Below are 14,085 nucleotides of genomic sequence, written 5' to 3' on the forward strand. Positions count from 1 at the left end.
TCCGCCCTGCCCGAGTTCTTGGGAGATTGGTCCCTGGCTCACGCGGGCTGTTGGTCGCTGTATAGCGGGAACGCTCAACATTGTGGAAGATGAACTGACGCCGTCTTACTGTCCTCCTGCTCAATTCTGGATGGATCCAGATACTGTCGATGTGACGTTCCATGTGACTGCTGTCCTCGGGCACCACCGTTTCGTGACTTTTGAGGCCACTGACCTCGTCCACGAGACAAGGGGGGAACACAAAATAAGCGCGTCGATCATCGAGTTTGATCCAGACATGTTCAACTTGATTGCGCATGGAGAGACCGTCGAAGTCGCGGCCAGAATACCTGTTCCTGTGGGTGCACTTGCTGGAAATTATGAGGGGATGTTCAGGGCCAGGTCGCAGGAGAGTGGCAAGGAAGACTCGGTCTCTGTAGTTCTAAGGGTTGGGGCTGTTCCCGATATGGATATTGACGACAATGAAGGAAACCTTTCAGGCAATGTGATGCACCTGGAGGGTTTGCCCGAAGACCCCGTCAATGGGACTTTTGTGATGTTGAACCCCAGCACAGATATCTACAATGTGGATGCCTTCGATGGCCCTGGTAATACCGATCTTCCTGATGGGTCGGTAACTTTCACACACCTGGTCTCTATTGACAAGTCAGACACAATTCCTAAGACAGAAATGTCTCTGCACGATATCAATGAGCCGGGTGAGGACCCTTTGCGGGCGATACTGAGCGGCACTGCCAGGCACATTGGTCTGGATATCAACATTCCATCAACGGCCGGCGCTGGTACCTACGAAGGCTTCGTTACGATATCGTTCGAGGTGTACAGTTGCAATGAGGGTGAAATAGTAACTGTTTCTGACGTGTTCGGTGTCTCTCTTGTTGTTGGTGCCGTAGGAGGTGCGCTCGCCTTTGTGGAGGGCGATGAACTGGATACTTTATCCTACGACCCTCCTGAGCAATGGGTGCAAGATGGGTTCGTCATAGCCCAGTTCACACTCACTGCCACTGGTGATGTGCACAACGTCGGTCTCTATTCAGATGATCTGATTCACGAAGGTTTGCCCATTAAGATATCTGGAAACAGCGTGAACTTCTCACCAGGGGAGATTGGAGTGATCCATTCAGGCGATACCGTGGAAATCACCGCAAGGGTTCCCGTACCCATCGGGAGGAGAACTGGCCTGTATGAAGGTGCCTTCCACGCGGTTGCCGATGGCGGAGCCAGCGCGAACATAGTTGTGTTCCTCGATGTGAATCCTGTGGGTGACCTGGATGTTCAAGACTACGCTGGAAATCTGGTAGCTAATACAATGAAGTTGACCGGCATTGCAGGAGGGGTGGTCGTGGGGAGATACACTGTAGTGAACCCGAACCTGCCCGACAACAATGTCGATTTCTATGATGGTCCTGCAAACGACGACATAACAGAGATTACGGTTGTGTCGACGGATCTTGCTCTAGAGCGCGGTGGAGCCGAAGGAAAGTGCAAGGGAGTCCAACTACTCTGCGTGCAGTACCACGCTGGCGGTGGTGTAGAAGGAAAGTGCAAGGGAGTGAAGAAGATAACATTCCAGTACCACAACAGCGGCCGGGGTAATCTTGGCAACGTGAAGTTGGTTTCCAAGCGTGTTACCTACTTCATGGGGGCGGTGAGTGACGGAGACCTGATTACCGCGGATGCAAATGCGCAGGGTCAGGTGAAGTTCGGGGCCGACATGGATATACTTGTGTATGATCAACTTGATGAGAGGGTCCACACTTCGTGCTCAAAACCGATCGAAATAGGCATGGTCTTCGGTGACTGGGAGATAGTTGACCTTGAGAAGATCACGGAGGGAGGGGGAGGAGGAGCTCCATCTCCTGCCTTTATTGAGATCAAGATTAAGGGAGTGAAGTACTTCTCTGGAATGGTTGAAGACGGAGACACGATCTGTGTAGATGCAAGGCCTCAGAAGTTCGCGACTGACGCTGAGTTCTACATCGAAGGATATCTGAACACCAAGATACACCTCTCCTGCTCCATGCCCCTAGAGATAGGAATGCAGTTTGGCAACTTCGAGGTAGTTGACCTGATCAAGGTTTTTGAAGGCACACACGAAAGTGCTATCTCGGGTGCTAATGTGGACGGAAACGTCTACGGAATCACTACAATCATTTCCGGAGCTGCTGAAGACTTCCTGCTCCAGGTTACCATACCTGAAAAAGGGATAAAACACTACGATCCGCAAGAGGATCAGACATACAAAGGAACCGTCACGGTTCAGGGCAAAGCGGTTAACGCCAACGTGGCTGTCAGCGACGAATTCAATATTGAACTGAACATAGTGAAGAGTGGTACTAGACACCTTGCCTCAGGATTCTGGGGTGAACCTGGTGGTTCAGGCAACATGCTTCGCTGGACAGGATTCGGTCTGAATGAGACAGGTTACGTGGTGTATCGTGCTCTGAATAGTTCCTATGTGAAGCTGGGAGAGCTTTCAAGCACGAGCAGGAGCTTCCTTGACGGAGAGACAAGGTCTGGCCTGATATACGAGTACAAGCTGGGCCTGAAGATAGGCGGGTCGGAGGTGATGATAGGGCCGATATCCATCAAGGCTTCTGACAGGCTTCCTGGCCGATCTTATCTGTCACAGAGCTTCCCGAATCCCACATCTGGTACCACAATGTTCAGATTTGGTGTAGCTGCTGAATCACATGTATCAATCAGCATCTACAATGTGGCAGGACAGATGGTTAAGGTGATGGTGAACGAGAAGAAACTTCCAGGGATTTACGCCATGAACTGGGATAGCTCAGAGTATGTGAACGGCGTCTACTTCTGCAGAATGCACGTGGGACCGACTGACGGAAACGGAAAACCGTACTTTGCATCAAGGAAGGTTGTCGTACTCCGCTAGCCAGGTTATCAGCCAGCAAACCAAAGGGCTGCGGCCCGTCTTTGAACGGCCGCGGCCCTTTCATTTTGTGGTGCAATGTGGGGCACATTTGGTCAACGTGGATATTCGCTCAAGACCTGACGCGGTAAAACAGTGAAACCACAATTGGTTAGTGGGGCGAGGATGCCGGCTGCTCATCTCGGTTTGGAATTGGTACGGATCCTTCAAGGGTTGTTTTGTGTCTAGTTATACATAACTGTCTGTTTCAATGGCCCAAATCAGGGGGCGGTACGGGGGCAAAATTACGCGGCCTTGACCATTCCTGGGGTAGAATACCCCGGTCAGTTCACACAGAGTAATCGCTCACCTTTTGATAATAACTTGTTAGACCAAGACTTATAGCAATCGTGCAGCTGACACTCAAATGGCACATCTTTTGCTTAAAGATAATTATGGTTCTTTCAAATGCTGTGGTTCGGACCGGTCTCGGTAAACGCCTCAGGAGGACCCACACCGAGAGGGGGCTTCTCTGACTGATGAAACACCTGTCCGCCTTTCCCAGGGATTCAGTCCATAACTACGGGGTTTCTCCCGCTGTCTAGTAGTGTACTTGGACCAGCGCTATCCCTTGTAGAAATGCTGATGGGTCAAAATCACAAGAGATCTTGGTGTCTGCTTTTACACCCTGTCTTCCGCCGGCAGCAAAGAGACGAAGCTTATCGGCGTACAGAGATACGAATCGATGAGTGGTCCTGAAAAAACTCCGACTTGTGTCGGAGTTTTTTCATCATACCTGTCCCCGGGCGTATTCTGGAGGGACGTAGCTGAGGTCATTTCGACAACGGGCTCAAATCCCCTCTATCATTGAAAAATGGAGCCGACGGGATTCGAACCCGTGACCTTTTGACTGCCAGTCAAACGCGCTCCCAACTGCGCCACGGCCCCAGAGAAAGGTCATATTTCTATGTTTCAGGGCATCATTTTATCCAGTGATAGTCGGCAAGTCAAGCCCCAATCGGTCCCGCAGCGCCTTTCCAGTGGGTAATCGCAGTTTCTGAAGATCACCTGAGTAGAATCAACTTGCTCGCCGATGTGGAGCTACCTGTCTTCAGTCGAGAAAAGTAGATCCCGCTTGGAAGCTTCCGTCCGGTATTATCTGAGCCCTTCCACTCAACCTGATAGAATCCGGGTTCCTGCATTCTGTCTACCAGAATCTTCACCAGCCTTCCCATCTTGTCATAGAGCTTCAGTTGCACATGCGCGGAGGTCGGAAGCTCGTAGCGAATCGTGGTACTGTTGACAAACGGGTTTGGCGTCACTGGATAGGAGACACAGAGCACAGACGTCGGAGGAACAGGATAGAAGAGAGTGTCGCAGGGTACGATGCCTATGCCATTGTTGATATTGTCTGCAAGGGTCTTAGCATACACACATGTAGCATGGTCAGGCATGCCCAGAAGAAGTGAATCAATTTCAGCAACAACATCCCCTACCTCGCTCCCATCCTCGAGACAGTTGCAGAGAGCAAGCTTGCCCGAAGCGATGTTCAAAAGTAGTGCCATGAACTGCCGTCTCGCCTTCCGGCACATGTCTCTCTCAGGAGGGTTCACTTTCATCAGACCACAGATGGAGTCGCAGTCAAAGCCATCGAAAAGGTCCACATACGCATGGATACTGTCTATGTAGGCACAGATATCTTCATGTGCGTCATCCTTGCACTGTCTTTTCCAGTAACCCTGTGTTCTCACAAGCCATGGCTCCACTGGCTCGCAGAACAGCCCCTCGTAAGTAACCCAGATTTCAAGAATTGAAGGTGATATATCCTCCGCTGCAGTCAGATTCTCCATCATCAGCTTGTACTGGAAATATCTACCTACCTCAATCCCATAACCTTCCAGACTGTCCCCAGAGGATACTATTGGGCCAAGCCAGGGTGAAGATTCCAGCTCCGCGACAGTTCGCCCTGACCTTACGTAGTATTCATTATTACATCCCTCTGGCTCACAGTCGTCCCAGCCGAACGTGTGCCACAGAGCCAGAAACTGCGCGTCTAAAATAGACGAAACGAGTGTTCCATGCTTATGGAATGTCACTATTCTATTTTCCCACCGCAGGAATTCACCGTAGTCTGACACGAGTACGTCAACGTCAACATCTCCGATGCACGGCCCACCGTCAAGGTTTTCCGCATATATCCAGTGGGAATTACCCACATATCCGTTAGGAAGAGGATGCTCTGCGTAACCACCTCCAGACAATTGCTCAAACCATCCGACCCTCCGGTAAGCTCCGAGCGCGTCCATCCTCCCATCCAGGTCAACGTCCGCGGCCATCCCGCCATCCCCATAGTCGCCGTTGGCTCCCCCTATTGAGTGGTGTGTGAACGACATACCGGACCCGTCATTCTCCAACCAGAAAAGGTCTCTTGGGTAGTAGGGGGCAGCGCCAAAATGGGCACCCATTATGTCCAGATCCCCATCGGTGTCGAAGTCGCTAAGCCACGACCCGTCAACCATAGCCTGGCCGTTGTATGTGTACTTAAGTGAGAAGGCTCCAGTTCCGTCGTTCAAGAAGACCATGATGGGGTCCATCGAGGTCTGGATATCGAGGTATCCATCCCCGTCCAGGTCTCCGACATTGATACGCCAGATGAGGTCGCTATTTGTATTATAGATCATCTCAGAAGTGAAGCTCATTGTCCCATCGTTCCTGAAAAGCCATAGATCGCCATGCATATAGTCCCAGCTCAAGTCATGCAGGATGATGTCTATGTCGCCGTCATTATCTACGTCGCCAGGTCTTGCATACTGATATCCCCTGGATGTATCAATTACCCATTTATTGAACACACCTCCGTTATTCTCCAGCCATATGAGCCCTTCGGTTGCAGAAGCCACTATGTCAATATCTCCGTCCCCATCCATGTCGTACGGCCATGTAGTTCCCTGTCTGACGCTGTTGATTTCGTAAATATCGTGTCTGACATATCCGCTACTTGTATATTCGTACCACACTATCATTCCAGGATAATTATCCAGTATTGCAACCAGGTCAGTGTAGCCATCGTTGTCTATGTCTGCCGGAAGTATGGTCGCGTGGCCGTCGATTCTTGAGTCAGTGTCGATCACATGTTTTGTCCAGGCGTTATGATCCACGCTTGCGGCAAGTAGTGAGATCTGCCCCTCCACAGAATACGCGATGCTCTCTGACATCCAGAAGGATTCTCCCCACTCGGTTACCGGGCCCGGCACTCCAGAGCCAAGATACCACGAGCTCTGGACCTCCGTTTCCGCATGCGCAGTGGTGGTCACAAACAGGGCTACAAGGCAAATTGCGAGCAATCTTCCCATCATTCTCCTCCTTTGCGCTTCTGGCGAATATGGACCGGACCCGGTAAATTAGACTTTCTTGGGGAATTAAGGGGGCTGAATCCCCTGCAAGCCCATCAATAATATAGCAAGTTTCCGCGCTCTAGTCAATCCTTAAACACCATTATACCTGACATTTATTGACCCAATTTCTGAGGTGTGTTATCATGTGTCCCGGTATGGAAAAAAGCGCGGCAGTCGTTCTTCCCCTGGCTCTGTCATTCCTCCTTACGCTTAAGGTGGCTAATGGAGCTTCAATTCGACCGGTAGTGGCGTGGCGCTATGTTGGCCCCGACAGCCTTGCTGGGGCGGTGGTTGCCCACATCAGGCCAGGCCCACAAAAACAGATAATCCAGATGGTGAAGGACGGTCCTCTGGTCGCGCTGGACAGTCGTGGTAAGACTATCTGGAAGTTCGACTTACAGGGAACCCACAACTGCGTTCCTGCCGCTTTTGACCTGGATGGCGATGGCAAGGACGAGATCGTCTTTGAGGACATGACAGGAGGAATCTTTGCCATTGACGACGATGGGAGCAGAATCTGGCAGAACCCGGAAATTCATCAGGCTGGTGATTACAACTCGGCGCCCGCGATTGCTGATGTTGACGGTGATTCGCTTTTGGAGGTAATTGTGACAACCTACGGAGGAAAGATAGCGTGTCTCGATGCCATGACAGGTAAGACAGAATGGGTTTTCAGTGCCGAAGATAGAGAGGAGAGTTTCCAGGGCCAGGCCGCAATCTCAGACATCGACGCGGACGGCATAATGGAGGTGGTTGCGTTCGGCTACGGCTGGGGTATATTTGTGCTGGACGGGAGAAATGGACAGGTGAAGTCCGCCTTTCCCGCCATGGAGAAATGGGGAGAGGGGGGATATGCGACCGGTCCAGCAGTCTGTGACCTCACGGGTGATGGACTGAAGGAGATGGTCTTTCAGGGGTACTGGAAGGGTCTGGCTTTCGCACTGAGGGCAGATATGTCCACTTACTGGCTTTACGACGCATATGATGAGATTAGTGAGATTTTTATCTATGCCTCGCCCTCTATAGGAGACATAGATGGAGACGGGATTGTGGATGTGGTCTGTGTGGGCAAAAACGCTGAGTTTCTCGTATTCGCACCTGATGGAAGGATGCGGTGGACCATGAGGCCCGGGGAAAGGAGCAACTGGTCGCCTCCACTGGTGGACATAGATGCCGACGGAATCAAAGAGATTCTGGATTGCGCGACCAAAAGGTTCTTTATCATTGATGGGAAAGCCAGAACGCAACTTTGGCATTATGGCCGTGGGCGCGGCAGCTACCTGGGGGGAGAGTACCCGGCATTCTGGCCTACAGCGTTAGTTGATGACATAGACGGTGACGGCAAAGTTGATATCTATCTGGTTGATTATGAAGCTGGAGTGGGAAGCTTCATCAAGATAAATACGCCACTCAGAGATAGATGGCCGTGCTACATGCAGAACAACTTACGGACAGGGTTTGATGAGCCGAAGCCGGAATCCTGTTTTCTAGATTGTTCCTCAGGGCCTTTGAGAAAAGGTCCTCTCAGGATTTCCTTCGGCTTGAATGACAGATCCAAAATCTCCATGCACATAACCGACCTGACTGGACGGAAGGTGTACACTTATCCCAGGGGCTTGTGGGAAGCTGGCACACACCACCTTGTGCTGCGCCAGGAAGGTTTGCCGAAGCCAACATTGTTTTTTTGCAGACTGGTGACAGAGCAAGAGACTCTTATCGCGAAAATGGCTATGATCCCCTGAGGGACCACTCAGTCCTTGTTCAGGGGGTGATCAGGAGAGACGTGAGATTCTTGAGTATCTGGAGGCGGCGCTGTGCATTGGAGGCCAAATTTTCCTTGACAAAGGGCTATTCGGCTCTAGAATCGCAAGAGGAAATGGGTTAGGTGCGTTAATGTTCTAAGAATGGAGAGTCAATCTTGATGCGTGTTCATGTTCTTGTCGGTTTCTTGGTGACTGCTCTTCTGGTTGCAGGTTGTGGCGGTGCAGGATACCAGGATGAGGCGCTTTTGAAGCAGGCCACCAGATCTTTGAATAAGATCACAGGAGCTCTTGAGCAGTACAGAGCAGAGACTAAGAGTTACCCACCGGGGGGGTCAGACCTGGGTGTCAAACTCGAGAAGTATTTTGCCTTGACTGACAGAGAGGGGAATGTGACCAATGATTGGCCAGAGATGGTCAGCTCCTCGTTCAGGGGCGAAATCGAGTATGAAACTCTGGATTCTGTATACTCGTACTTTCTCAAGGTCAGAGCTCTGGACAGCAGGAATACTCCTCTTACCGCTCGTTCGAATAGACAACCAGAAGAGAAGAAGAAGAAAAGACGAGGAAGATAAGGATAGGAGAAAAGGATGAAGCTGATTCTAGGAGTGGCTGCGTCTGTGGTATTGATTATTGGTTGCGCCACAACCCAGGTACCGAAAGTGACGGAAACAGAGACGGCGGAGCAGGAGCCCTGCAAGAGGTACTATGACTTCGGATTCGAGTATCTCAAGAATGGGTCCTATGATGATGCCATAGTGAACTTCCAGAGGGCTGTTGACTGTAGCACTGATTATGTGGAGGCCTTGATAGGACTGAGTCAATCCTATGCCCAGAAGGGCGATATGGACAGTGCTGAATCTGTCTTGGCGAGGGCTGTGGTCGATGTTCCCGGAAATCCAGACATATACTGTTTCTACGGGCATCTATGCATTGACAAGAAAGAGTTTGAAAGAGCTGCAGAACACTACATGATGGCGCTCAGCATAGATTCACTCAATTTCAACGCTTTATTTGGGATTGGGTATACCTATCATAAGATGGGTGAGTTGGAGAAGGCAATAGGGTATTACAGAAGGGCTAAGGCCATAGACCCTGAAGATACCGCGTGCAGGTTCAAGTTGGGTGAAGCTCTCATGGAATTGGGTAGATATGATGAAGCTTTGGCAGAACTGGAGTACGTCGTTGACATACATCCTGACGACCTTGAAGCACGCGTGACTCTTGCCGAAACATACATGAACCCTAAGGTGAAAAAGTACGGCAAGGCTCTTGTCCAGTTTCAAGCCATCGTGGAAAAACAGCCTGACGATATCCAGGGTCTTCTTGGGGTGGGCAGGGCAAGCGCAAAACTGAAGAAATACAATACGGCTGAGCAGGCGTTCAACCGGGCTAGGTCGATTGCGCCTGACGATCCCGCTCCTTTGTACTACCTTGCTGAAATGTATATGGCCAGGAAGAGATTGTCCAGTGTTAGAAAGTTACTTGACGAGGCACTCGCTGCGAGCTTCAGCAGCAAAGTTCCATTCCAGGTTCTGTATGGAGACCTTTATTTCAAATACGGATATTCTTACTACAATGATGGGGAAAATGAGCAGTCCATCGATATGTATGAGAAATCCATAAAGAAGTATAGAAAGGCTGTGAACGACCGGACCTATAGTGGTTATGCTAATAACCAGATAAAGAGAGCCAAAGCCAGGATTGAAAACATCAGGCTTGAGGAAGAGGGGTTTTGATGAAGAGGTTCAGGATAGGAGAGAGAGGTGCAGGCTTTTTTGGTATCATTGTCATCGTAGCCATCGTGGGACTGATGATATTCGTGGCCTATAAGTTCATCCTCATCAAGATTCATTACATGTCCATACAGGAGATTGCGAAGCACAGAGCCCAATATGCCGTGAGTTATTCAGACAAGTCGATCAGGAGGGATATCCGCCGAAAGGCCTGGGAGTCTGGAATTCTGATAGAGGAGGAAGACATACAAATATGGAGAGACCCGGGCAACAAAATAACTATTAGGTTCCCATTTTCCGACAGCGTTAATCTGTATGTAAAGAAGTTCTATTATGACCACGAAATAGATGAGATGGCGCCGCTTCCGAGGTAAGTTCACATGTTAAGCAGAAATGTACTGGTGTTAAACCAGAACTATGAGCCTCTCAGCATAACAAAAGCAAAGAGAGCCGTAGTACTCATCTATCTTGGTAAGGCGGAGCTGGTGGAAAGATATGATGGAATTAAGGTGCGGTCCGTTTACTCCACTATCCCCCTCCCGAGTGTCGTTAGGCTTGTCTTCTTTGTGAGGGTTCACAGGAGAGCAATCACCGTTTCCAGAAAGAACATCATGAAGAGAGACGGCTACACCTGCCAGTATTGTGACATGTCAGAGGGCGCCATGACAACAGACCACGTCATTCCAAGAAGGCTTGGCGGCAAAGATACCTGGGAGAATCTCGTCTGTGCATGTACAAAGTGCAACAATCGCAAGGGTGACCGCTCACCTAATGAGGCGGGGCTCACCCTGATCAGGCATCCCAAGAAGCCGCACTTCTTCACTTTTATCAATTCACTTATCACAGTGCCTGATGTGAGATGGAAGAGATATCTCTTCCTCGATTCCTGATTTAGCCGCTATCAGGTTTCATTTACGAAAGTGCATCCCAAAAGGGAGGAGTTTGAATTGAAGACGCGTAGGTTTGCTCTCGTTATCTGTTTTCTTCTTGTTGCGGTTGTTTCGTTCGCCCAAGGAGATACACCCGAAACGTATCTGGTCAGGGTAGACATCGAAAAGTACGAAGACATAGGTTCACTTCTTAAGAATGGCATAAATGTCGTACAGAACCTGGGAAGCTTTGTACTCGCAAGAGTTGGGCTTTCCGAGATAGGCTTGCTGCACTCTTTTGGATTCTCAATAGATGTTCTGGACTCATACTGGGGATATTCGAATCACTACGTAGTTTCCACCCGAAGATGTGCTGAGCCATCGAAGTTTGGGGAAGTCGTTTACTGCGATGAGAATATTGCAGTAATAAGGAAGGGCATCTCCCTGCCATTTGAGCCACTGCCATTTGATATGAAAAGACTACGAGACTCACCTATAAGACTCAATAAGGCGCGGAGGCAGCATCATAGTCTAATGTCGAACCCAATGCCTGATCCACTGATACAGGGGATGGTAGACTCCGTCTCAGTGGATACGGTTGAAAACTACTTGAGGTCACTTCAGGGTGTAGGTACCAGGTACTCACCGGCTCCTGGGTGCAGTGTAGCAGCCGAATACATAAGGTCAAACATGGAGGCTGCAGGTCTCACAGCGGAACTTAAATCCTACGGGTTCTCTGCGATGGTTATGGGCGTTTGCTGCGTTGACGAGTCAGTCTCGTGGGTTGTTGACGAAGCAGGAGGTATCTACAAATCTGAGGATGGTGGACAAACCTGGCAGGAGAAATACAAACGTCAGCAGCGCATTTTGGGCATATTCTTCCTGGATTCGTTAAAGGGCTGGGCTGTGGGGGATGGTAGTCCTCTACATACAACGGATGGAGGAGATAGCTGGGTTGCACTTCCGAGCACAGGGGCTTTGGGTTTTTTCAGATGCGTTTTTCTGGACTCGTTGCGTGGGTGGGCCTCTGGCGCATCGCCCGATGCAACTCCTGCGGTGTATCGAACCACTGACGGTGGGAACTCATGGACATATTCTGGTCCATCTTTCCTCGGCGAATTTCTCGACATTTCATTTGTTGACACGCTTAAGGGTTGGGTCACCGGCTTCGATTACGATACCAATCGCGGTGTGGTGTACGCAACCACTGATGGCGGAGTAGGCTGGGCGGAGCAGTATGAAACCCCCGGAATTGCGCTCTATGGCCTGAGTTTCGTTGATTCTCTTAAAGGCTGGGCTTCAGGTTGGTATCGAAGTAATAGCAGTGCTGTCATGAGGGTGACAGCAGACGGCGGGCAGACCTGGAACTCGCAGACGGTCAGCGGTTGGGCGATTGGAGACGTCGATTTTGTCGACTCTCTGAATGGGTGGTGTGTGGGTTGGTCCACCTTGTTGCACACCGTTGACGGCGGAGTGAATTGGTCACCGCAGTTTCCGCCTGTTAGTATATTCTCCCTCTCGATTGACATGCTTGACACTCTTCATGGCGTCTATGGCGGTACCGACGGGTACGTACTCAACACCAGCAACTCAGGTAACAACTGGGATGCTTCCCAGACCGGAGGCAAATTCAACTGGTACAATGTTGAGGGAGTGCTGCCAGGATGCGACATACCCGATGAAATATACATAATCTGTGCTCATCACGACGACACTTCTGAGGATCCCATGTACAATGCTCCCGGAGCTGACGACAATGCGAGCGGAACCGCGGGAGTCCTGGAGGCCGCACGCATACTCTCAAACTATGAATTTCACAGGACGATAAAATTCGTGACATTCTCCGGCGAGGAGCAAGGCCTTCTGGGAAGTGAGGCATATGCGTCTGAGGCAGAAAGCCTCGGTCACAACATAATGGGCGTTTTGAACCTGGACATGATTGGGTATCTTGACGACTCCCTTCATGATCTCAATGTTTATTGCGACATGCCTTCACAGTGGATGGCAGATACTATTGTTCAGTTCAGTTCCGCTTACGTACCTGGTCTCATCCCCCACAAGATTGTGAATTCCGGCATGCGCGGATCTGACCACGCTTCTTTTTGGGATGCAGGCTATTCCGCGCTCCTACATATAGAAAGGGATGAGTCGCACTGGAATCCGTACTATCACTCGACCGGGGATACGGTGGGTACTCTGGACCTGCCGTACGTTACTGAGATGGTTCAGTTGGGGCTGGCCAGTATAGCGGAACTAGCATCCCCGTGCATCGTGGGAGTTGACGAAAGGGATATCGTCAGAGAATGGTCGAAGAGGCTCGCGCTGACCATCGCTGGCAATCCTTTCTCAGACAATGTGGCGTTCCGAGTCGTGAAACCTTTGCACCTTTCGGCCTCGCTGAAGATCTACGATTCAGCAGGCCGACTGCTCAAAGAGTTTGATCCCATCCAGAGTGAGAAGGAAACTGTGACCTGGGATGGCTCAACCGACAAAGGCAGTGTGGTTTCTTCAGGTGTGTACTTTGTGAAGCTGCAATCGGGGCCGCAAACAATCTTTGAGAAGGTGGTTTTCGTAAAGTGATCGAAGGATCGAATATATTAGCACGGGGCACCCTCCTGGGTGCCTTTGTAGTTCTTCTATTATTCTGCATGTCTGTACTTGCCTCGCGCGCCTCTGCCTTGAGTGAAAGCGAAAGGATTGGCATGGAATTCAGAGTGGGCTACTCCTACCAGACGCTTGAAGACGTTGGTTCAGGTCCTGGCTATGGAGTCAGGGTCCTGTTCGTATCCCCACACAAGTTCAGCGGGTATATTGGAGGCCAGATTTACACCTCGCACGGAGAGCCGCTTGGAGAGGTCCACGAGCCAGGGTGGTCCCTGATAGACGCAGAGTCTACCGTTTACATTATGCCAGCGGTCATTGGCGCGACGTATGTTGTACATTCAAACAGGAAAAACCTTTACTTCGGTGGTGGGCCGGCCTGGGTGACTATCCATGAGCGGACAAGAGCCAGGTTTGTCTCAGGTGATTGGGTCATGACAGAATGGACTAACAATGGTGCTTCAGGCCCTGGAGTTCACATATCACTCGGGGCAAGATACCTGTTCTCTTCCCGGTTCTCAGCTTTCCTGGAAATCGAAGGCCTTACCTCTTGGATAGACTATGGCCGTGAGAAGAAGATGAATCCCAGGTCGGTCACACTTTTTACAGGGATACGGTTCTAGGATTTCCAGGCCATCACACTCAGATTGCTTGGTCGCCCTTAACGGGCTCCCCGCAATGACAACCTTTCTTCATACGCCTGATCTGAAAACTGTATGTCAAAAAGCAAACCTGTCATTGCGAGCGGCCAAAGGCCGCGAAGCAATCTCACACGTCACCGAACAAGCTCGGCCAGCGCCTGTCCGTTCCATATCACATTCAGATTGCTTCGTCGGTCCCCTCCTCGCAATG

Annotated in this window: 9 protein-coding genes and 1 tRNA gene; 8 read left to right on the top strand and 2 right to left on the bottom strand. The window is 50.5% G+C overall.

From position 1 onward, the window contains the following. Positions 1-82 precede the first annotated feature (82 nt). Positions 83-2,896: a T9SS type A sorting domain-containing protein gene (locus E3J62_05100; GenBank protein TET46155.1), complete on the top strand. Its 2,814-nt coding sequence runs from the start codon at positions 83-85 to the stop codon at positions 2,894-2,896. 851 nt (positions 2,897-3,747) lie between these two features. Here the strand turns inward: E3J62_05100 and E3J62_05105 are convergent. Both E3J62_05105 and E3J62_05110 read right to left on the bottom strand, forming a co-directional pair. Continuing rightward, a tRNA-Ala gene (locus E3J62_05105) sits at positions 3,748-3,820 on the bottom strand. Between the two features lie 116 nt (positions 3,821-3,936). Further along, entirely contained in the window at positions 3,937-6,228 is a 2,292-nt protein-coding gene (locus E3J62_05110; protein TET46156.1) for a T9SS type A sorting domain-containing protein, read from the bottom strand. A gap of 182 nt (positions 6,229-6,410) precedes the next feature. Between E3J62_05110 and E3J62_05115 the strand changes: the two genes are divergently transcribed. From E3J62_05115 to E3J62_05145, 7 genes are all read left to right on the top strand, one after another. Next, positions 6,411-8,009 (top strand): hypothetical protein, encoded by a 1,599-nt coding sequence (locus E3J62_05115; GenBank protein TET46157.1) that lies wholly within the window; start codon positions 6,411-6,413, stop codon positions 8,007-8,009. A gap of 179 nt (positions 8,010-8,188) precedes the next feature. Then, positions 8,189-8,602: a hypothetical protein gene (locus E3J62_05120; GenBank protein ID TET46158.1), complete on the top strand. Its 414-nt coding sequence runs from the start codon at positions 8,189-8,191 to the stop codon at positions 8,600-8,602. Positions 8,603-8,617: 15 nt separating this feature from the next. Beyond that, entirely contained in the window at positions 8,618-9,766 is a 1,149-nt protein-coding gene (locus tag E3J62_05125; protein TET46159.1) for a tetratricopeptide repeat protein, read from the top strand. Then, positions 9,766-10,137, top strand: a complete 372-nt coding sequence (locus E3J62_05130; GenBank protein ID TET46160.1) for a hypothetical protein — start codon at positions 9,766-9,768, stop codon at positions 10,135-10,137. Before E3J62_05125 ends, E3J62_05130 begins: the two co-directional genes overlap by 1 nt. Positions 10,138-10,143: 6 nt before the next feature. Beyond that, positions 10,144-10,653 (top strand): HNH endonuclease, encoded by a 510-nt coding sequence (locus E3J62_05135; protein ID TET46161.1) that lies wholly within the window; start codon positions 10,144-10,146, stop codon positions 10,651-10,653. Between the two features lie 57 nt (positions 10,654-10,710). Continuing rightward, positions 10,711-13,212: a M28 family peptidase gene (locus E3J62_05140; GenBank protein ID TET46162.1), complete on the top strand. Its 2,502-nt coding sequence runs from the start codon at positions 10,711-10,713 to the stop codon at positions 13,210-13,212. Further along, positions 13,209-13,856, top strand: a complete 648-nt coding sequence (locus E3J62_05145) for a hypothetical protein (GenBank protein ID TET46163.1) — start codon at positions 13,209-13,211, stop codon at positions 13,854-13,856. Before E3J62_05140 ends, E3J62_05145 begins: the two co-directional genes overlap by 4 nt. Positions 13,857-14,085 lie beyond the last annotated feature (229 nt).

The organism is candidate division TA06 bacterium (genome assembly GCA_004376575.1).
GTDB lineage: Bacteria > Hydrothermota > DG-26 > E44-bin18 > E44-bin18 > E44-bin18.

What these genes read in the sequence shown, in the direction of transcription:
- E3J62_05110 (TET46156.1), bottom strand. Translation starts at nt 6,228, where the DNA reads ATGATGGGAAGATTGCTCGCAATTTGCCTTGTAGCCCTGTTTGTGACC.
- E3J62_05115 (TET46157.1), top strand. Translation starts at nt 6,411, where the DNA reads ATGTGTCCCGGTATGGAAAAAAGCGCGGCAGTCGTTCTTCCCCTGGCT.
- E3J62_05120 (TET46158.1), top strand. Translation starts at nt 8,189, where the DNA reads ATGCGTGTTCATGTTCTTGTCGGTTTCTTGGTGACTGCTCTTCTGGTT.
- E3J62_05125 (TET46159.1), top strand. Translation starts at nt 8,618, where the DNA reads ATGAAGCTGATTCTAGGAGTGGCTGCGTCTGTGGTATTGATTATTGGT.
- E3J62_05130 (TET46160.1), top strand. Translation starts at nt 9,766, where the DNA reads ATGAAGAGGTTCAGGATAGGAGAGAGAGGTGCAGGCTTTTTTGGTATC.
- E3J62_05135 (TET46161.1), top strand. Translation starts at nt 10,144, where the DNA reads ATGTTAAGCAGAAATGTACTGGTGTTAAACCAGAACTATGAGCCTCTC.